Raw genomic sequence first — 19,148 nt, 5'->3', positions numbered from 1 at the left:
CCTTGCTGTACGTCGGCTACGTGATGCTGGTCGCGAAACTCAAGCCCAGCCTGGCGCCGCCACTGTCTGAAGAAGGCCGGCGCGTGACGCTGCCCGCGTACACCGACCACATCCCGGGAACCCAGGCCCTGCCCGGGCTGGTGCGTGCGCTGAAGGGATCGCGCGCCATCAACGTACCATCGCGCACCCTGGTATCGCAACTGCTGATCGTGCTGGTCCCCGCCGCCGCCTTCGTATTGGTGATGGGGCTTGCCTACACGATGACGACTCGGCCGGCGCCGCCGCCCACCGAGATGGTGGAGATGGGCATCGGGTTCGAGGCCGGCAGCGCCGCCGACCAGGGCGGGCTGGCCGAGCCACCGATCGAAGGCGGGCTTGAAGAGCCGCCGATGGACGGCGGCCTCCAGGAGCCGCCGGTCGAAGGCGCGTTGGCGCAGGCACCTGCGGCAGCCACGCCGGCGCCCGCGATGGCCAGCTCTACCGCCAACAAGGAAGCTGTGCCGGTGGCGACCCAGGTGCCGCGTGCATTCTGGATCTCGCTGGTGGTGGGACTGGCGGCGATGGCGGTGTTCTATGCCTGGTTCAGCTTCGCGCGGCTGGAGATCTTCAAGATGTTGCTCGGGTCCCTGTTCCCGCTGGCGTTCATGATCCTGGCGGTGTTGGGCAGCATCGTGTTCGGCCTGGCCACGCCGACCGAGGCGGCGGCGATGGGCTCCTTTGGCGGCATCCTGCTGGCTATCGCCTACCGGCGCTTCAACTTCGGCATGCTGAAGGAGTCGGCCCACCTGACCGCAAAAACCAGCGCGATGGTGTGCTGGCTGTTCGTCGGGTCGAGCATCTTCTCGGCTGCGTTCGCACTACTGGGCGGCCAGCAGATCATCGAAACATGGGTGCTGTCGATGAACCTGACGCCGGTGCAGTTCATGCTGCTGGCCCAGGTGATCATCTTCCTGCTCGGATGGCCGCTGGAGTGGACCGAGATCATCGTCATCTTCATGCCGATCTTCGTGCCGTTGCTGGCCCACTTCAACATCGACCCGCTGTTCTTCGGCCTGCTGGTGGCGATGAACCTGCAGACCGCCTTCCTGTCGCCGCCGGTGGCGATGTCGGCGTTCTACCTGAAGGGCGTGTCGCCGCCGGGCGTGACGCTGAACCAGATTTTCCTGGGAATGATGCCGTTCATGGCGATCCAGGTGGTGGGGATCATCCTGCTGTACGCCTTCCCGGCGATCGGGTTGTGGCTGCCGGGGGTGCTTTACAAGTGACGTGAGTGCCCGGGAAGCGAAGTAGCGCTTCCCGGTTTCCAGCCTCACGGGCGCCTGGCCTTTGTGTTCGGCGCGCGGACCAGGTAGCACGACATCATATCGGGTGCTCTATCCGCGAAGCCGCTATCCTTGTCTATGCGGTAGCTCGCATCCTTCCAATATCCTGTTACTTCCCATCCAATTTCACGGTCGGCCGAACCATCGTGCGTAAGCGAGACAATACGATAGCGGCATGATGCGGATTCGCGCGTGAACCGATACGTAATGCGGAGCTTTCCGCTGCTTTCATTATGATCGATGATTTCGTAGGGCAGTTCGCGACAGCGACTGAACGGGGTCACCCACGAAATCGTCCGGCTACCCACGGCGAACCTGCCGTAACATGCCCTGCCCGTACCGGCAAATTGCCCGGTGAGCGTTTGAGACGCCGCCCCTGCCGGCAGGGTCGTTGCGAGGGCGGCGGCGACTATGGCGATCGCTATGTGGCGCATGCTTTTTCCCTTCCCGCGGACTTCCGCATCACCTCCAAACAGTATCCCAACTTCCGGGAGTATTCCGGATCGCCGACGTTGTATCTGGTGGCGATGCTTTCCTTGGTCACCAGGTTCCAACTCGCGATAATTTTCCGTACCGCGGCTTTCCGGTATTTCAGTTTTTGTCCGGGACGAAGTACACACCCGCCCCCGTTGTACTTTCTCAAAATATCAGGAGTAGTACCGTTTGCACGCGCAATCTTGTCAAGGCTATCGCCAGGTTTCACAAGCACCTCGTAGAACCCTGCATCCCGTTCGTCGAGCACTGTCGCGAAACGGAATCGTGCGTGACGCATTAAAAGGTACGCGACCCCGGCGCGGATATTCATTTGCGGCGATGCACCAGCGGAGGCGACCGTTAATTTGCCCGCCAAGTCTGGAGGGATGACAAGCGCGCCACCTTCGTCGGGAGACAGAAGTGCCCGCAGACCGGGATCTCCAGGATTACCAATTTGTATCGGATTGTTGCGCCACGCCCTGTTGGTGGGACCTCCAGATTCTGTCCAGACCATCGCTTTGACCATGCGCCAATCGAGAGGAGTATAGCCACCCGTTCCGGCAAGATGTCTATTGAACTGGGTAACGATTTGCTGAATGTCGCAATCATATTCATGCCACCGCTCATCGCCAACCGCTGCATTTATTGTGTCTTGCCACAGCTCGTATCGCGAGCGCAGCCTTGGAGCAGTTCCAGTGCCTGTCGTTGCCACCATGCCGTCCCCTTCTGATAAGGTTTGCGGCTATCGGCACACCTGACGCGACAGCCCGACACGTATGGTAGTTGGCGCGTACCTGGGCAACTTGCAGTTAAACAATAAACGTTCAGGATGTATTTGGGGTCGGTTGGTCAAATCGCTAAGCACAAGGCCAATTCTTGTTCTGGCCGAAAAAGGGCTTGCCGCGTTGACAACTGGCAGATCCAGACGACGGCTGCGCGACGATGCGGGGCCATAGGAACGTGCATGGGTCGCCATTCGAATCGGGTAATTGATGTCACCAACTATCGTCCCGATACTACGCACGGCTGGGCCGTTGTAGACTGGCGGTTTCATTCCACCGGAAACAGCATGCCCGCCATCTGCGTCGACTGCAACGGAAAACGACTCGCCACCGTGAACACGGATGGCTTCGACGTGCTGGCGCTTCATGTGCGGGGGGCACAGGATCAGGAGCCGGCTGCAGCGCTGGATTTCTCGGGCGCCAGCTACGGTGGGGACGAGCAAGTTTCACTGACCTGGATTCCCGCTCTGCCGCTGGCACTGGGTGACGTGGTGACGGTGTCGCTAACCGATCCGGTTTCGGCCAGCGACAAGGGAAAAACGTACGAGGAGCTGTTCCCCGATGCGGGTCCGAAGGAGGATTTCAAAATACCGCCGCTCGACCAAGCATTTTTCGAGGAGATCGCGAAGCGTCAGCGCTTCCACGGGGGCTTCATGTTTAGGCTGGACACGTCAAGCGGCACGCACTATTCGGGTTCAACCCGGGCCCCGGAGGAGTCTTTCAACTTTCACGTGCTGTGGGATTTCACGCGCTCGGGGCGGGCCCGCGTTGGCCTCAGCACCAATTCCCTCGACGATATCCGCAAGCGCGAGCCTGGGCGCAATCATGTGAGGGAAGAGCTAACCACCGGTGGTTCCGTGTCCTTCCGCGTGATCGCGTCGTCGGTTATTCCGGCGTCACCGGAGTGAGCGCGTCGTCGCCGACCACGGTATTCCACTGCCGCACGCGCCACGACGTCACGAGCCCATTCGTAACATAAGGATCGGCCTTTCGTAGATCAGCAAGAAGTGCATCGCGGTTCGCCAGGTCAGAGGAAGCGGTCGAGGATCTTGCGGGTGTGCTTGTCGATCGTGAACATGTCGCGGATCAGGAAGTGGATGCCGTGGTTGTCCGCGATCAGCAGCGAGGTCGCCCCGATGCGGCGGATGTCTTCCTCGCCCTTGAGCACGAATTCGGTTTCGCCGCGATCGGTCGACACCTGCCAGGTGCATGGCGTGGCGAAGCTGGTGACGCTGTTCACGCGCAGGATCTCGGGCATGAACTCGCGCCCTTCCAGTTCGTCCGTCACCAGCGCGCGGATATCGGCCGGCATATCGGCCAGCGCGTCGATCCACGCCACTTCCTTGCCGTCGGAGAGAACCACCGAAATACCGTCGGATGGCGCCTGGATCGGAAATGCGCGCACCGGCGAGACGCCCACGTGCACCTCGCCTTCCTCGGTGGTGAGAACCAGCTTGCCGAAGCTGTCGCGGGTCAGTTGGAACCTGGTGCTGGCCATGCTTTAATCCTCTCCCTTGTCGTCCGGGTCCGTATCCACGTTGCGCGCCTGCGCTTCGTAGAGGCGGTAGTAGGCGCCTTCGCGCGCCATCAGTTCGTCGTGACTGCCCTGCTCCACCACCACGCCGCGGTCCATCACTACCAGCCGGTCTGCCCGGTGCAGCGTCGACAGGCGGTGCGCGATGGCGATGGTGGTGCGGCCCTGGACCAGGTTGTCGAGCGCCTTCTGGATTTCCTTTTCGGTTTCCGAGTCCACCGAGGATGTGGCTTCGTCCATGATCAGGATGCGCGGGTCGATCAGCAGCGCGCGCGCGATCGAGATGCGCTGGCGCTCGCCGCCCGACAGGCCCTGGCCGCGTTCGCCGACCATCGAGTCGTAGCCCTGCGGCAGGCGCAGGATGAATTCGTGGGCGTGCGCGGCGCGCGCGGCGGCGATGATCTGTTCGCGCGAGGCGTTCGGTTTGCCGTAGGCGATGTTCTCGGCGATGGTGCCGAAGAACAGGAAAGGCTCCTGCAGCACCAGGCCGATATTGCTGCGGTACTCGGCCACCGGGAACGAGCGGATGTCTACGCCGTCCAGCAAAATCGCGCCTTCCGACACGTCGTAGAAGCGGCAGATCAGGTTGACCAGCGTGCTCTTGCCCGAGCCGCTGTGGCCCACCAGGCCGACGAACTCGCCCGCCTTGATATTGAGCGTGACGCCGCGGTTGACGGCGCGGTTACCGTAGCGGAAGCCCACTTCGCGCAGGTCGATGCGGCCTTCCACCTTGTCCAGTTTGACCGGGTTGGCCGGTTCGGCCACGCTCGACACGTGGTCGAGGATGTCGAAGATGCGCTTGGCGGCCGACGCCGACTTCTGCGTGACCGACACGATGCGGCTCATCGAATCGAGCCTGCTGTAGAAGCGGGTGCTGTAGGCGATGAAGGCGGACAGCACGCCGACGGTGATCTCGCCCTTCGACACCTGCCAGATGCCGAACACCCAGATCACCAGCAAACCGAGTTCGGTCAGGAACGACACGGTCGGCGAGAACAGCGACCATACCTTGTTCAATTTGTCGTTGACCGCGAGATTGTGCTTGTTCGCCTCGCGGAAGCGCACCGCCTCGCGCTTTTCCTGGGCAAAGGCCTTCACCACGCGGATGCCGGGAATGGTATCGGCCAGCACGTTGGTCACTTCGCCCCACACGCGGTCGATCTTCTCGAAGCCGGTGCGCAGGCGGTCGCGCACCACGTGGATCATCCATGCGATGAAGGGCAGCGGCACCAGTGTGATCACGGCCAGCCACGGGTTGATCGTGAACAGGATCACGCCGGTCATGGCGATCATCAGGACGTCGGATACGAAGTCGAGCAGGTGCAGCGACAGGAACACGCTGATGCGGTCGGAGCCGCTGCCGATACGCGACATCAGGTCGCCGGTGCGCTTGCCGCCGAAGAATTCGAGCGAGAGCTTGAGCAGGTGTTCGTAGGTGGTCGAGCGCAGGTCGGCCGCCACCCGTTCGGAAACGAGGGCCAGCACGTAGGTCTTGCCCCAGCCGAGCACCCACGCCAGCACGGCCGACGCCAGCAGGCCGCCCATGTACAGCACGACCAGCGAGTTGTCGATCGCCTGGCCGTTCTGGTACGGGATCAGCACGTTGTCCATCAGCGGCATGGTCAGGTACGGCGGGATCATGTGCGCCGCGGTACTGGCCAGCATCAGGAAGAAGCCCAGCGCCAGTTGCCACTGGTAGGGACGCGCGAAGCGCCACAGGCGCAGCAGGGTCCAGGTGGACGGCGGCGTGTGCAGCACCTTGGTACAGATCGGGCACTCTTCCTCGTCCGGCGCCAGCGGCGCCTTGCAGCTCGGGCAGATGTTCTGTTCCGCCGCCTTCACGGGCAAGCCGGTCAGCGTGCTGTCAAGCTGCTCGCGGAAGCTGTCCAATACGCGGATCGCGTGCAGGTTCTGGCCCAGCGTGAAGCGCCAGGCGGCCAGGCGGCCCTGCTGGTCGACCAGTTCAAGATGTCCGACGCCGGCATGATCGTGGTGCTGGAGCGATAGTCCCGGGCGGTAGGTCCAGTCCTTCCACTCCGTTTCGCCGGCCGCGCGCGCCATCAGGCGGCGGTTGGTGACGACCACCAGGCCCTTGTCGAAACGAAGCCGCGCATCGAGGTCAACCTCCAGGGCACTTAAAACGTTCTCCCCAGATAATAGTATTTTCTCGACCTCAGCTTGCCACTGCGCAGGAATGAAAACCGGCGCAGCGGAAAGTGTAAGCGGAGAAATAAGTTGTTCAGTTGTCATCGTATTGCGTATTCCGGCTCAAGGCCGCAACCTGGATTGCAGGATGCTGGAGAAATCGGGGGAAGGCGTAGCGTCGGGTGTGATTCACGCTGGTCGTCTAGACGGTTCGTTCTGAAACCGCACTGGCAGAAAATGGTTCAGCGCGGTAAGCTTCGTCTCTAGCAAGTATACAACATGATGCGGATCAAGAAGCCTCACTACAGCCTGTTGTCAACGAAGTTTCAACAGCCTGTTATAAAGAAATTATTTACATGACCAAGAAGAAAGAAATCGAATTTCTCCGTGTGACGCATCTGCGCGGGCCAAACATCTGGACCTACCGCCCCGTGATCGAGGCCTGGCTGGATATCGGCGCGCTTGAAGAACTCCCATCGAACCTCCTGCCCGGCATGTACGAGCGCCTGGTCGCCATCCTGCCAGGGCTGGTCGAACACCGCTGCGGCGTCGGCGAACGCGGCGGCTTCCTCGAACGCCTGCGCGAAGGCACCTGGGCCGGCCACATCCTCGAACACGTGGCACTTGAACTGCAAAACCTGGCCGGCATGCGCACCGGCTTCGGCAAGACCCGCTCCACCGGCAGGCATGGCATCTACAAGATGGCGTTCCGCACCCGCCAGGAAGACGTCGGCCGCGCGGCCCTGAACGCCGGCCGCGACCTGCTGCAGGCCGCCATCGACGACACCCAGTTCGACCTCGCCAGCGTGGTGGACGAACTGAAGGAACTGGTCGACCGCTACTGCCTGGGCCCGAGCACCGCCCACATCGTCGAAGCGGCCACCGACCGCCGCATCCCGCATATCCGCCTCACCGACGGCAACCTGGTCCAGCTGGGCCACGGCGCCGCGCAGCGGCGCATCTGGACCGCCGAAACCGACCGCACCAGCGCGATCGCCGAAGGCATCGCCAGCGACAAGGACCTGACCAAGTCGCTGCTCAAGTCCTGCGGCCTGCCTGTCCCCGAAGGCAGCCTGGTTCGCAGCGCCGAGGAAGCATGGGAAGAGGCGCAGGACATCGGCCTGCCTGTCGTGGTCAAGCCGTACGACGGCAACCACGGCCGCGGCGTGTCGCTCAACCTGATGACCCAGGCCGACGTCGAAGCGGCCTACCTGGTCGCCGCGCGCAAGGGCCGCAGCAAGAGCGTGATCGTCGAACGCTTCGTCACCGGCGACGAGCACCGCCTGCTGGTGGTCGGCAAGAACCTGGTGGCCGCGGCCGCCGGAGAATCGCTGTGGGTGACCGGCGACGGCAGCTCCAACATCGTCGAACTGTGCGACCGCGACATCAACACCGACTCGCGCCGCGGCACCACCGAAGACTCCCCGCTCGGCCTGATCACGCCGCACATCACCGCGGAAATCATCCTCGAACTCGAACGCCAGGGCATGACCGCCTATTCGGTTCCGCTGGCAGGCCAAAAGGTGCTGATCCAGCCGAACGGCAACGTGGCGATCGACGTCACCGACAAGGTGCATCCTTCCGTGGCCTATGCCGCGGAGCTGGCGGCGCGCGTGGTCGGCCTCGACATCGCCGGCATCGACCTGGTATGCGAGGACATCTCGCGCCCGCTGGAAGAACAGGGCGGAGCCATCATCGAAGTGAACGCCAGCCCGGGGTTGCTGGCCCACCTCAAGCCTGCGGTCGGCCAGCCGCGCCAAATTGGACCTGCGATTGTCGGCAACCTGTTCGGCCCTGACGAAAGCGGCCGCATCCCGATCGTGGGCGTCACCGGCACCCGCGACACCAGCCTGATCGCGCGCATGGTCGGCTGCATGCTGCGCCTGACCGGCGTGCACACCGGCGTGGTCAACGCCGACGGCCTGTACCTGGACGACCGCATGGTCTCCAGCGCCAACAGCATGAACTTCGCCGCCGGCGAGCGCCTGCTGATCAACCGCACCGTGCAGGCAGCCGTGTTCGAAAGCGACGCGCGCATGATCCTGACCGAGGGCCTGGCCTACGACCGCTGCACGGTCGGCATCGTGACCGACATGGACGGCTTCGAAGCGCTTTCCGAGTTCTATATCGACGACGAAGACGCGATGGCGAACATCATCCGTTCGCAGGTCGACGTCATCGCCCACGACGGCGCGGCGGTACTGAACGCCGCCATCGAAGCGGTGGCCGACCTGGCCCCGCTGTCGGATGGCGCGGTGATCTTCTATTCGGAGGATCCGGACCTGGCGGTCATCGCGGAACACCGCGCCGAAGGCGGCCGCGCGGTCTACCTGCGCGGCGGCAGCGTGGTGCTGGCGCAGGGAGACATCGAAACCGTACTGCTGGCCATGCCGGGACTGAAGCCGGCGATGGCGAACCACCCCGGCGCCCTGCTGGCTGCGGTGGCGGCGACCTGGGCGTACGGCATGGAGCCGGGCCTGATCGAAGCCGGCCTGCGCAATTTCGAACCCCGCCTGCCGGCGCGTTAAAACAACCGGGCCTGGCGGCTTGCCACCGGCCCTCGCCCGCCGCAGCGCACAGGCGCCGCGGGCAAATCGACCACTTTAGGATTACGGTTTATGGAAGTATCTCGCGTCAGGGCCCTGCGTGGTCCGAACCTCTGGAGCCACCACACCTCGGTGGAAGCGATCGTCGCGTGCAGCCCCGACGAGCAGTCGATCCGCGACCTGCCCAGCTTCGAAGCACGCCTGCGTTTGCGCTTCCCTTCGATCAGCCCCCTGCAACCGAGCGGCCATGACGATTCGGTGCCGATGGCGCATGTACTGGAACTGGCCGCGCTCGGCCTGCAGGCGCAAGCCGGCTGCCGGGTCACATTCAGCCGCACCACCGCCACGCTGGAACCGAGCATCTATCAGGTGGTCGTCGAGTATTCCGAAGAAGCGGTCGGCAAGCTGGCGCTGGAACTTGCGCGGCAGCTGTGCACCGCCGCCCAGGACGACACCCCGTTCGACCTTGAAGCCGCCCTCACCCAGCTGCGCGACCTGGATGAAGACGTACGCCTCGGCCCTTCGACCGGCGCCATCGTCGATGCCGCGGTGGCGCGCAACATCCCGTTCCGCCGCCTGACCGAAGGCAGCCTGGTGATGTTCGGCTGGGGCAGCCGCCAGCGCCGCATCCAGGCTGCCGAAATCGACAGCACCGGCGCGATCGCCGAAACCATCGCGCAGGACAAGGAACTGACCAAGAAACTGCTGCACGCCGCCGGCGTGCCGGTGCCGCTCGGCCGCGTGGTCGAAGACCCGGACGACGCCTGGGCCGCCGCCATGGAGATCGGCCTGCCGGTCGTGATCAAGCCGAAGGACGGCAACCAGGGCAAGGGCGTGACCGTCAACGTCACCACCCGCGAACAGCTGGACGCGGGCTTCGCCGCCGCTTCCGAATTCCGCGACGACGTGATGGTCGAGCGCTACCTGCCGGGCAACGACTTCCGCCTGCTCGTCATCGGCAACAAGCTGATCGCCGCCGCGCGCCGCGACCCGCCGCAGGTGGTGGGCGACGGCGTGAACTCGGTGCGCCAGCTGGTTGACCAGGTCAACCTCGACCCGCGCCGCGGCCATGGCCACTCGACCTCGCTGACCAAGATCCGCTTCGACGACATTGCGCTGGCAAGCCTGGCCAAGCAGGGCTACCAGGCCGACTCGGTGCCGCCTGCCGGCCAGCGCGTCATCCTGCGCAACAACGCCAACCTGTCCACCGGCGGCTCGGCCACCGACGTCACCGACGACGTGCACCCGGAAGTCGCCCAACGCGCGATCGCCGCGGCGCACATGGTCGGCCTCGACATCTGCGGCGTCGACCTGGTGTGCGACGGCGTGCTGAAGCCGATCGAAGAACAGAACGGCGGCATCGTCGAAGTGAACGCCGCTCCCGGGCTGCGCATGCACCTGTCGCCATCGTTCGGCAAGGGCCGCGCGGTGGGCGAAGCGATCGTCTCGACCATGTTCGCCGACGGCGACGACGGCCGCATCCCCGTGGTTGCCGTCACCGGCACCAACGGCAAGACCACGACCGTGCGCCTGATCGCGCACCTGCTCGCCGCCAGCGGCCTGCGCACCGGCATGACCAACACCGATGGCGTCTACATCGAAGGCCGCCGCATCGACAGCGGCGACTGCAGCGGCCCGCGCAGCGCGCGCAATGTGCTGATGCACCCCGACGTCGACGCAGCCGTGTTCGAAACCGCGCGCGGCGGCATGCTGCGCGAAGGCCTGGCCTTCGACCGCTGCAAGGTGGCGGTGGTGACCAACATCGGCTCGGGCGACCACCTCGGCCTGAACTACATCACCACGCTGGAAGACCTGGCGGTACTCAAGCGCGTCATCGTGCAAAACGTGGCCGACAGCGGCGAGGCGGTGCTCAATGCCGCCGACCCGATCGTGGCCGGCATGGCGCACAACTGCCGCGGCAGCGTCACCTTCTTCGCGGCCGACCTGCACCATCCGGTGATGTCGACCCACCGCGCACAGGGCAACCGCGTGGTGTACGTCGACGGCGGCGTGCTGTACGCGGCGCACGGCAAGACGGTGCAGCAGGTGCCGCTGTCGGAAGTACCGATCACGCGCAACGGCACCGTCGGCTTCCAGGTCGAGAACGTGATGGCGTCGGTGGCGGCGGCATGGGCGGTCGGCATCGACTGGGACAGCATCTGCAAGGGCCTCAAGTCGTTCGCCAACGAGAGCGACAACGCGCCCGGCCGCTTTAACGTGTTCAACTACCGCGGTGCGACCGTGATTGCCGACTACGGCCACAATCCCGACGCCATCCTGGCGCTGGTGCGTGCCGTCGACAGCATGCCGGCCAAGCGCCGTTCGGTGGTCATCAGCGGCGCCGGCGACCGCCGCGACGAGGATATCCGCCAGCAGACCGAGATCCTCGGCAGCGCGTTCGACGACGTGCTGCTGTACCAGGACCAGTGCCAGCGCGGCCGCGCCGACGGCGAAGTGGTGGGGCTGCTGCGCCAGGGCCTGGTGGGCGCGAGCCGCACCAGCCACATCGACGAGATCAATGGCGAATTCGTCGCGATCGACACGGCGCTTGCGCGCTTGGGCGAGGGCGACCTGTGCCTGATCCTGATCGACCAGGTCGACGAGGCCCTGGCCCACATCGCCAAACGCGTCGCCGAAGGCTGACCCTTCCCTCCCCCCTTGCGGAAGTCCGGCGCGCCGCGTGCGCCGCTGGACTCATCCTCCGTTCGATGCTAATTTGGCAGGATGGAGGATCGCATGCATGACTTTACTCACGGCATCAATGGTGGCGACTTTGTCCTCTGGACAGAGCGCCAGCGTGCACTCCTTCGCGAAAAAAACTTCGAACAACTCGATTTGGACAGGCTGATCGGGGAACTGGACGCGATGGCAGCGAATGTACGGCGCGAATTGAAATCACGGCTGGAAACGCTAACGATGAATTTGCTCAAGTGTCAGTTCCAGCCGGAACCAAAGTCGCGCGCCTGGCTGGGCGCGATCCGGGAGCAGCGCTCCGAGATCGAACGCATTCTTGAGGAAAACCCAAGCCTCGGAAGCTATATCGCCGAGTATGCGGCTCATGTGTATCACGCGGCTTTCGAACGGGCCGGGGCCGAGACCGGTATTCCGCGCGCGGCATTTCCGCAGACTATTCCTTATACGCGGCAGCAGTTGCTGGATCCGTATTTCGTGCCTACGTGAGGAGGCATGCAATGAGCAAGCTGAACGATGACCTGAGCCTGCGTGCGCTGGACGATGTTCCCGCGCCGGCCCTGTATGACCTCGATTTCGTGCGCTGGACCGAGCATCAGGCGATGCTGGTGCGGGAACGGCGGTTTGGCGAACTTGATCTGGAAAACTTGCTGGAGGAAATTGAGTCAATGGGATCCAGCGAGCATCACGCACTGCGCAGCCGTCTCGTCGTGCTGCTGATACATCTGCTCAAATGTCAGTTCCAGCCTGAACGTAAGAGCGAAAGCTGGCTTGCGACCCTGGGTGAACAACGTACCCAGATTGAACTTGGCCTCGAACGCAGCCCAAGCCTGAAGTCCCATTTAGCAGCCTACATCGAAAAGGCCTACCGCAGCGCGGTGAGGCGCGCTTCGATTGAAACCGGGTTGGAACAAACTGTTTTTCCCTCAGCCAATCCGTATTCTGCGGAGCAGATCCTGGACATCGACTTTATTCCCTGATCGGGAACACGCAAGCGTTAAGCATACCGATGAGCAACATCACCAATAACACCAATCTGCCCTACGGTAGTGTCGACTACCTCATCGATTTCGTTCGCTGGACGGAACATCAAGCTCAGCTGTTACGCGAAGGCCGCCTCGACGAACTCGACCGAGAAAATCTGATTGAAGAGATCGAGTCGATAGGGCAAAGGGACAAGAGGGAATTGAGCGATCGCCTTTGCGTACTGATTGCCACCCTGCTCAGGCATAAGTTTTACCCCCAAGGAAACGAGGAAAGCTTGCGATCGACCATCGTGGAACAGCGCATAGCGATTGAATACATTATCGAAGACAGTCCAAGCCTGAAGCGTGGGCTGGCGGCGCGTCTAGAGAAGGCTTACCCGACCGCAGTGCGGATCGCAGCCCAGGAAACCGGCTCGAACGAGGCCGCTTTCCCGAACACCAGCCCATTCTCGGCTGACGCAATCTTCGACGAGGACTTCTTCCCTTGACCCGCGTTCGGCGATCCGGCACCCTCTCCGGCGACCGGATTTGCGTTTTCACGCTTTTTCTCTCTGAGGCCCACGGCGGACGCGCTAAAATGTCGGTCTTGACATTGCGCTGCGCCTTGTCCGCCTCACCGATGAAGAAGAAATGACGACTGTCCCCACCGAAATCAACGCTGCCGCAGCAAAGAACGGCCCGACCGAGAAGCAAACGCCCATGATGCAGCAATACCTGCGCATCAAGGCAGACTACCCCACCATGCTTGTTTTTTACCGCATGGGCGACTTCTATGAACTGTTCCACGAAGACGCCGAAAAGGCGGCGCGGGTACTGGGCATCACGCTGACCGCGCGCGGCGCGTCCAACGGCAACCCAATCAAGATGTGCGGCGTGCCCTTCCACTCGCTCGATGGCTACCTGGCCAAGCTGGTGAAGCTGGGCGAATCGTGCGCGATCTGCGAGCAGATCGGCGACCCGGCCACCAGCAAGGGCCCGGTCGAACGCAAGGTGATGCGCGTCGTCACACCAGGCACCCTGACCGATTCCGACCTGCTGCCCGAGAAAGCCGAACGTCCGCTGCTGGCGCTGTGCATGATCAGCCAGCGCAAGGTGGTGACCACCGGCCTGGCATGGCTGTCGCTGGCCGGCGGCGCGCTGAAACTAATGGAATTTTCGGGCGACAGCCGCACCGTCGGCGCGCGGCTGCAGCAGGAACTCGAACGCATCGTCCCGGCTGAAATCCTGTGCGGCGATGGCGCCGAACTGGGCGCGGAACACGAAATCGCCCACACCCAGCGCGTGCCGGACTGGCACTTCGACGTCGTCGGCGGCCACAAGGCGCTGCTCGACCAGCTGGGCGTCGCCACCCTCACCGGCTTCGGCGCCGATGGGCTGGGCGCCGCGTTCGGCGCGGCCGGCGCACTGCTGCGCTATGCGCAATCGACCCAGGGCCGCGGGCTGCAGCACGTACGCAGCCTGTCGACCGAAACCGAAACCGAATTCATCGGCCTCGATGCGGCCACCCGCCGCAACCTGGAGCTGACCGAAACCATCCGCGGCCAGGAGTCGCCCACCCTGTTCTCGCTGCTCGACCACTGCCGCACGGCCATGGGTTCGCGCATGCTGCGCCACTGGCTGCACCATGCGCGCCGCGACCAGGGCGTGGCGCGCGCGCGCCATGCCGCCATCGGCGCGCTGGCGCAAACCGACAGCAGCGGCGCGCTGTCGCAGACGCTGGCCCAGGTGCCGGACATCGAGCGCATCACCACCCGCATTGCACTGCTGTCGGCGCGCCCGCGCGACCTGGCCAGCCTGCGCGACGGCCTGAAGCAGCTGCCGGCGCTGCGCCATGCGATGGAGCGCAGCTTCACCGCCGGCGAGGACAGCCTGCTGGCGGCCATCCACACCGCCATCGCCACCCCGCACGGCTGCCTCGACCTGCTGGTGCGCGCGGTGGCCGAGGAACCGGCCGCGATGGTGCGCGACGGCGGCGTGTTCGCACGCGGCTTCGACGCCGAACTGGACGAGCTGCGCGGCCTTTCCGAGAACGCCGGCCAGTTCCTGGTCGACCTGGAAACGCGCGAGCGCGCCCGCACCGGCATCGCCAACCTGCGGGTCGAGTACAACAAGGTGCACGGCTTCTACATCGAAGTCACGCACGGCCAGACCGACAAGGTGCCGGAAGACTACCGCCGCCGCCAGACCCTGAAGAACGCCGAGCGCTACATCACGCCGGAACTGAAGGTGTTCGAGGACAAGGCGCTGTCGGCGCAGGACAAGGCGCTGGTGCGCGAGAAGCTGCTGTACGACCAGCTGCTGGCCGACCTGGCGCCGCACATCGGCGCGCTGCAAACGGTGGCGCAGGGCCTCGCTCAGCTCGACACACTGACCGCGCTGACCGTGCACGCGCTGCAGCGCAGCTGGACCGCGCCGGTGCTGGTGGCCGAGCCCTGCCTCGACATCTGCGAAGGCCGCCACCCTGTGGTCGAAAATCAGATCGAGCGCTTCATCGCCAACGACTGCCAGCTGAAAGACGAACGCCGGCTGCTGCTGATCACCGGCCCGAACATGGGCGGTAAGTCGACCTTCATGCGCCAGGTGGCGCTGATCACGCTGCTGGCCTACATCGGCAGCTACGTGCCGGCCACCAGTGCCACGATCGGTCCGATCGACCGCATCTTCACCCGCATCGGCGCGACCGACGACCTGGCCGGCGGCCGCTCGACCTTCATGGTCGAAATGACCGAATCGGCCGCCATCCTGAACGGCGCCACCGAGCATTCGCTGGTGCTGATGGATGAAGTGGGCCGCGGCACCTCGACCTTCGACGGCCTGGCGCTCGCGTGGGCGATCGCGCGCCACCTGATCGACACGAGCCGCAGCTTCACGCTGTTCGCTACCCACTACTTCGAGCTGACGCAACTGCCCGAAACCCACCCGACCGCGGCCAACGTGCACCTGTCGGCGGTGGAGCACAAGGACAGCATCGTGTTCCTGCACGCGGTGCAGGCGGGTCCCGCTTCTCAGAGCTACGGCCTGCAGGTGGCGCAGCTGGCAGGCGTGCCGCAACCGGTGATCAAGGCCGCGCGCAAGCACCTGGCGCGGCTCGAATCGCAGGCACTGGACCGCACCACGCAGCTCGACCTGTTTGCGCTGCCGTGCGTCGAACCGGAGGACGAGGAAGACGAGCAGGGGGCGCCACCCGCAGCCGCCGGACTGCTGGCAGCGATGGATGCCATCGACCCGGATTCGCTGACGCCGCGCGAGGCGCTGGAGCAGCTGTACCAGCTCAAGCGGCTGTGCGCCCAATGACGCTGCGACGCTGCCTCGCCACGCTGGTAGCCGCGGCGTTGCTGCCACTGCACGCGGCCGCGGCAGGGCCGAAGGAAGTCCACCGGTTTGGCGTCATCGGCCACAGCTTCGCCAAGGACGGCGGCGACGAACGCCTGAAGCAGGCCATCCACGATTCGAGCGAGCCGTCGCCGGATTTCGTGGTTGTCGTCGGCATCAAGGCGGCCGGGGAACCCTGCAGCGACAAGCTGTATATGGCACGGCGCAAGCTGATCGAGGCGGCGAAGCGGCCGATGATCGTCATGCCCGCCGCCAGCGACTGGAGCGGCTGCAAGAACTCGAACGGGCGCACGGCGGCGATCGAGCGCCTGAACCGCGTACGCGAGCTGTACTACCCCGAGCCTGAGTCGCTGGGACGGCGCAAGCTGGACCTGACGCGGCAATCGGCCAACGCGAAGTTCCGCAGCTATGCGGAGAACGTGTACTGGATCGTCGGCGACGTGCTGTATGTGACGGTCAACCTGCCGGCCAATAACAACCACTACCTGCCCGAAGCGGGCCGCAACAGCGAGTTCGAAGACCGCCTGGTGGCCAACCGCTTCTGGCTGAACCGCGTGTTCTCGCTGGCGAAGAGCAAGAAGCTCGACGCGGTGGTGCTGTTCTCGGAGGGGGACATCCAGGCGGTGGTACAGGAAAAGGGTTTGCGCGCGCTGTTGACGCGCAAGCGGCCGCAGGACGGCTTCGACGCGCCGCGCAGGCAGGTGGCGCAGCTGGCTGAGAAGTTCGCGGGGAAGGTGCTGCTGATTGATACCGCGGCGCCGCCGAACGGCGCGGCGCCGAGCATCGAGTGGCATGGGAACATGGGCCACGTCAGCGTCGGATCGCGCGCGGTGGAGGTACGCGTGGCGAAGGATTCGGAGGCGGTGTTCACATTGAAGAAGGCGGATTCGGAGAATTAACATCCTCGCCACCCTCCAATAAACACGTAGGGCGGATAAGCGCTAGCGCATCCGCCATTGCAAACGTCGCGTTGACGCGTGCAATGGCGGATGCGCCCTGCTTATCCGCCCTACGTGTTTCTAACGACGATTAATGAATCGGATGGGTACGGAACTCGTCGCCCTCTTCGCCTTCGTCATCCTCGTGGTGGTGGCCGTGCGCGCCGTGCACGTGCTCGTGCTGGATTTCTTCTTCGGTCGCGGCGCGGACGTCGGTGACCGACAGCTCGAAGCGCAGCGCCATGCCGGCCAGCGGATGGTTACCGTCCAGAACCACTTTGTCGTCGGCGATTTCGGTGACGGTGAATACCATCGGCTCTTCATCGCTTTCCGGATTGTCCGGCATGCCTTCGAACTGCATGCCGACTTCCAGCGGCTCGGGCAGGCGCTTGCGCTCTTCGATCTTGACCAGCTCAGGGTCGTAGTCGCCGAACGCGTCTTCCGGTTCGATCTGGATGGTCGAGGAATAGCCGACTTCCTTGCCATCGAGTTCTTCTTCGATCTTCGGCAGCGTGTTTTCATAGCCGCCGTGCAGGTATACCATCGGCTGCTTGCCGTCTTCGATCAGGTTGTTTTGCGCGTCCGACAGCTTGTAGTTGACTGTCACGACCGTGTTCTTGGCAATCTTCATCGTACATCCTTTCTATGTTGTCGGGCAGATTATACTCTGGCCCCGGTTCCGCAGGATTCGATGCTGGTTATAATGGCGCATGAAAAAATTACAGCTCCTCGGCGACATTACGCCGGCCCAGTTCCTGCGCGATTACTGGCACAAGAAACCGCTTCTCATCCGTAACGCCATCCCCGGCTTCAAGCCCCTGCTCAAGCTCGATGCGCTGGCCGCACTGGCGAAGAAAAACCACGTCGAAGCGCGCCTGATCACCCACTTCAACGGCCAGTGGGACATGCAGCATGGCCCGATCGAGGAGCTGCCCGCGCGCGACGCCGGCGAATGGACCATGCTGGTCCAGGGCGTCAACCTGTACGACGCGGCGGCCGATGCGCTGCTGCGCCAGTTCCGCTTCGTGCCAGACGCACGCCTCGACGACCTGATGATCAGCTACGCCACCGACGGCGGCGGCGTCGGTCCGCACTTCGATTCGTATGACGTGTTCCTGCTGCAGGCGCAGGGCAAGCGCCGCTGGCGCATCGGTGCGCAGAAAGACCTGTCGCTGGTCGAAGGCCTGCCGCTCAAGATCCTCGCCGACTTCAAGCCGCAGGAAGAATTCGTGCTGGAGCCGGGCGACATGCTGTACCTGCCGCCACACTACGCGCACGACGGCATCGCCGAGGGCGAGTGCATGACTTACTCGATCGGCTTCCGTTCGCCGTCGTACCAGGAACTGGGCGAGAACTTCCTGCAGTTCATGGCCGACTCGATCGACCTGCCGGGTCGCTACGCCGATCCCGAACTCGACGTGGCGAAGAACCCGGCCGAGATCCCGCGCCACATGCTGTCGGCCATCGTCGAAGAGATGAACAAGGTACGCTTCACCGAGGACGACGTCACCATCTTCCTCGGCGAGTACCTGTCGGAGCCGAAGCACAATGTGTTCTTCACCGGGCCGGCCAAGCCGCTGACCATGGGCCGCTTCGCGGAAGCCGCGGGCAAGCGCGGCGTGGCGCTGTCGCTCAAGACGCTGATGCTTTACCGCGGCAAGCACGTGTTCATCAACGGCGAGTCGTTCGCCGTGGGCCGCGCCGACAAGTCGCTGCTCGACGTGCTGGCGAACCAGCGCCGCATCGACGGCCCCGCGCTGGCCGGTGCGTCCGATGACGTGATGGAAGCGCTGTATGCGTGGTACCAGGACGGATGGGTGGAACTGGATTAAGGAGATGGGCATGGTGGAAGCAGGCGTGCAGGGATTCACGGGCCACCAGGAGTTCGAGGCGCACCTGCGCACCGTCCTGGAGAACTCGGTCGCTTCACTCGAGATGTTCGATCCCGATTTTTCGGTGTTCCCGCTGGGGGCCGCCGATGTCGACGCGGCGCTGCGCCATTTCCTCAGGCGCGGCGGCCACCTGCGCCTGGCCATGCACAGCAGCGGCCATATCGAGCGCTACTACCCGCGCTTCCTGACGCTCCTGCGCGATTACAGCCACCGCATCGAATGCCGGGTCACCGGCCGCAACCTGCACCAGCTGACGGATTCGTTCTGCATCGGCGACGAGGTGCACATCGTGCGGCGGTTCCATAGCGACCACATGCGCGGCGAGGCCGCTTTCCATACGCCGCAGGCCGCCGAAATCAGCGCGGAACGCTTCCGCGGCATCTGGGCCGAGTCGCTTCCCGGCTTGCATGCCACCACGACCGGGTTATAAGGCAAAATGCAAATTTGGCAAATTTTGTTTTGTTTTAACGGTCTTCATTGACAAGTTTCAACCAGATGTGCCGTT

At 64.0% G+C, this 19,148-nt stretch carries 16 protein-coding genes and 1 pseudogene; 11 read left to right on the top strand and 6 right to left on the bottom strand.

Going from position 1 to position 19,148, the window contains the following annotated elements; all coding sequences use genetic code 11:
* A partial coding sequence (locus tag D3872_RS19305) for a TRAP transporter large permease subunit (RefSeq protein ID WP_119812340.1) occupies positions 1–1,265 on the top strand: 1,265 nt, incomplete at its 5' end.
* Positions 1,266–1,309: 44 nt separating this feature from the next.
* Here D3872_RS19305 and D3872_RS19300 read toward each other — a convergent pair.
* Together D3872_RS19300 and D3872_RS19295 are read right to left on the bottom strand one after the other, a co-directional pair.
* The gene (locus tag D3872_RS19300) at positions 1,310–1,756 is read right to left on the bottom strand and encodes a hypothetical protein (protein WP_119812339.1); all 447 of its coding nucleotides are present in this window, start codon (positions 1,754–1,756) and stop codon (positions 1,310–1,312) included.
* Positions 1,744–2,511, bottom strand: a complete 768-nt coding sequence (locus tag D3872_RS19295) for a LysM peptidoglycan-binding domain-containing protein (RefSeq protein WP_119812338.1) — start codon at positions 2,509–2,511, stop codon at positions 1,744–1,746. The genes D3872_RS19300 and D3872_RS19295 overlap by 13 nt, the downstream gene beginning before the upstream one ends.
* Before the next feature lie 354 nt (positions 2,512–2,865).
* Here D3872_RS19295 and D3872_RS19290 point away from each other — a divergent pair, with 354 nt between their 5' ends.
* Positions 2,866–3,486, top strand: coding sequence for a hypothetical protein (locus D3872_RS19290; protein ID WP_119812337.1), 621 nt, complete (start codon positions 2,866–2,868; stop codon positions 3,484–3,486).
* On the opposite strand, the pseudogene D3872_RS27645 reads toward D3872_RS19290, so the two are convergent.
* The 3 genes and pseudogenes from D3872_RS27645 to D3872_RS19280 all read right to left on the bottom strand — a co-directional run.
* A pseudogene (locus D3872_RS27645) lies at positions 3,464–3,568 on the bottom strand (YciI-like protein); the annotation flags it as partial. The gene D3872_RS19290 and the pseudogene D3872_RS27645 sit on opposite strands and share 23 nt — an antisense overlap.
* Before the next feature lie 37 nt (positions 3,569–3,605).
* Positions 3,606–4,076 (bottom strand): cyanophycin metabolism-associated DUF1854 family protein, encoded by a 471-nt coding sequence (locus D3872_RS19285; protein ID WP_119812336.1) that lies wholly within the window; start codon positions 4,074–4,076, stop codon positions 3,606–3,608.
* A gap of 3 nt (positions 4,077–4,079) precedes the next feature.
* Positions 4,080–6,362, bottom strand: coding sequence for a cyanophycin metabolism-associated ABC transporter (locus tag D3872_RS19280; protein WP_119812335.1), 2,283 nt, complete (start codon positions 6,360–6,362; stop codon positions 4,080–4,082).
* A 251-nt stretch (positions 6,363–6,613) separates the two neighbouring features.
* Here D3872_RS19280 and D3872_RS19275 point away from each other — a divergent pair, with 251 nt between their 5' ends.
* From D3872_RS19275 to D3872_RS19245, 7 genes are all read left to right on the top strand, one after another.
* Positions 6,614–8,785 carry a cyanophycin synthetase gene (locus tag D3872_RS19275; RefSeq protein WP_119812334.1) on the top strand — a complete coding sequence of 724 codons (2,172 nt, stop codon included), beginning with the start codon at positions 6,614–6,616 and terminating at the stop codon, positions 8,783–8,785.
* Between the two features lie 90 nt (positions 8,786–8,875).
* Positions 8,876–11,446: a cyanophycin synthetase gene (gene cphA, locus D3872_RS19270; RefSeq protein WP_119812333.1), complete on the top strand. Its 2,571-nt coding sequence runs from the start codon at positions 8,876–8,878 to the stop codon at positions 11,444–11,446.
* Between the two features lie 93 nt (positions 11,447–11,539).
* Entirely contained in the window at positions 11,540–11,983 is a 444-nt protein-coding gene (locus D3872_RS19265; protein WP_119812342.1) for a DUF29 domain-containing protein, read from the top strand.
* An 11-nt stretch (positions 11,984–11,994) separates the two neighbouring features.
* Positions 11,995–12,474, top strand: a complete 480-nt coding sequence (locus tag D3872_RS19260) for a DUF29 domain-containing protein (protein WP_119812332.1) — start codon at positions 11,995–11,997, stop codon at positions 12,472–12,474.
* Between the two features lie 29 nt (positions 12,475–12,503).
* Complete coding sequence (locus tag D3872_RS19255) at positions 12,504–12,968, top strand: DUF29 domain-containing protein (RefSeq protein WP_119812331.1); 465 nt, start codon at positions 12,504–12,506, stop codon at positions 12,966–12,968.
* 142 nt (positions 12,969–13,110) lie between these two features.
* The gene (gene mutS, locus D3872_RS19250; RefSeq protein WP_119812330.1) at positions 13,111–15,774 is read left to right on the top strand and encodes a DNA mismatch repair protein MutS; all 2,664 of its coding nucleotides are present in this window, start codon (positions 13,111–13,113) and stop codon (positions 15,772–15,774) included.
* Positions 15,771–16,712 (top strand): hypothetical protein, encoded by a 942-nt coding sequence (locus tag D3872_RS19245; protein ID WP_119812329.1) that lies wholly within the window; start codon positions 15,771–15,773, stop codon positions 16,710–16,712. Before mutS ends, D3872_RS19245 begins: the two co-directional genes overlap by 4 nt.
* A gap of 130 nt (positions 16,713–16,842) precedes the next feature.
* On the opposite strand, the gene D3872_RS19240 is transcribed toward D3872_RS19245, so the two are convergent.
* The gene (locus D3872_RS19240) at positions 16,843–17,382 is read right to left on the bottom strand and encodes an FKBP-type peptidyl-prolyl cis-trans isomerase (RefSeq protein WP_119812328.1); all 540 of its coding nucleotides are present in this window, start codon (positions 17,380–17,382) and stop codon (positions 16,843–16,845) included.
* A 79-nt stretch (positions 17,383–17,461) separates the two neighbouring features.
* Here D3872_RS19240 and D3872_RS19235 point away from each other — a divergent pair, with 79 nt between their 5' ends.
* Together D3872_RS19235 and D3872_RS19230 are read left to right on the top strand one after the other, a co-directional pair.
* On the top strand, positions 17,462–18,583 hold the full coding sequence (locus D3872_RS19235) for a cupin domain-containing protein (RefSeq protein WP_119812327.1): 1,122 nt from the start codon (positions 17,462–17,464) through the stop codon (positions 18,581–18,583).
* Between the two features lie 10 nt (positions 18,584–18,593).
* Positions 18,594–19,073 (top strand): DUF7931 domain-containing protein, encoded by a 480-nt coding sequence (locus D3872_RS19230; protein ID WP_119812341.1) that lies wholly within the window; start codon positions 18,594–18,596, stop codon positions 19,071–19,073.
* The last annotated feature ends 75 nt before the right edge of the window (positions 19,074–19,148 follow it).

This window comes from Massilia cavernae (assembly GCF_003590855.1).
In the GTDB taxonomy this organism is placed as follows: domain Bacteria; phylum Pseudomonadota; class Gammaproteobacteria; order Burkholderiales; family Burkholderiaceae_D; genus Telluria_A; species Telluria_A cavernae.
This window is presented reverse-complemented; position numbering and strand designations above follow the sequence as displayed.

Excerpts from the sequence above, each read along its gene's own strand:
- D3872_RS19300 (WP_119812339.1), bottom strand. The coding sequence starts at position 1,756 with ATGCGCCACATAGCGATCGCCATAGTCGCCGCCGCCCTCGCAACGACC.
- D3872_RS19295 (WP_119812338.1), bottom strand. The coding sequence starts at position 2,511 with ATGGTGGCAACGACAGGCACTGGAACTGCTCCAAGGCTGCGCTCGCGA.
- D3872_RS19290 (WP_119812337.1), top strand. The coding sequence starts at position 2,866 with ATGCCCGCCATCTGCGTCGACTGCAACGGAAAACGACTCGCCACCGTG.
- D3872_RS19285 (WP_119812336.1), bottom strand. The coding sequence starts at position 4,076 with ATGGCCAGCACCAGGTTCCAACTGACCCGCGACAGCTTCGGCAAGCTG.
- D3872_RS19280 (WP_119812335.1), bottom strand. The coding sequence starts at position 6,362 with ATGACAACTGAACAACTTATTTCTCCGCTTACACTTTCCGCTGCGCCG.
- D3872_RS19275 (WP_119812334.1), top strand. The coding sequence starts at position 6,614 with ATGACCAAGAAGAAAGAAATCGAATTTCTCCGTGTGACGCATCTGCGC.
- cphA (WP_119812333.1), top strand. The coding sequence starts at position 8,876 with ATGGAAGTATCTCGCGTCAGGGCCCTGCGTGGTCCGAACCTCTGGAGC.
- D3872_RS19265 (WP_119812342.1), top strand. The coding sequence starts at position 11,540 with ATGCATGACTTTACTCACGGCATCAATGGTGGCGACTTTGTCCTCTGG.
- D3872_RS19260 (WP_119812332.1), top strand. The coding sequence starts at position 11,995 with ATGAGCAAGCTGAACGATGACCTGAGCCTGCGTGCGCTGGACGATGTT.
- D3872_RS19255 (WP_119812331.1), top strand. The coding sequence starts at position 12,504 with ATGAGCAACATCACCAATAACACCAATCTGCCCTACGGTAGTGTCGAC.
- mutS (WP_119812330.1), top strand. The coding sequence starts at position 13,111 with ATGACGACTGTCCCCACCGAAATCAACGCTGCCGCAGCAAAGAACGGC.
- D3872_RS19245 (WP_119812329.1), top strand. The coding sequence starts at position 15,771 with ATGACGCTGCGACGCTGCCTCGCCACGCTGGTAGCCGCGGCGTTGCTG.
- D3872_RS19240 (WP_119812328.1), bottom strand. The coding sequence starts at position 17,382 with ATGAAGATTGCCAAGAACACGGTCGTGACAGTCAACTACAAGCTGTCG.
- D3872_RS19235 (WP_119812327.1), top strand. The coding sequence starts at position 17,462 with ATGAAAAAATTACAGCTCCTCGGCGACATTACGCCGGCCCAGTTCCTG.
- D3872_RS19230 (WP_119812341.1), top strand. The coding sequence starts at position 18,594 with ATGGTGGAAGCAGGCGTGCAGGGATTCACGGGCCACCAGGAGTTCGAG.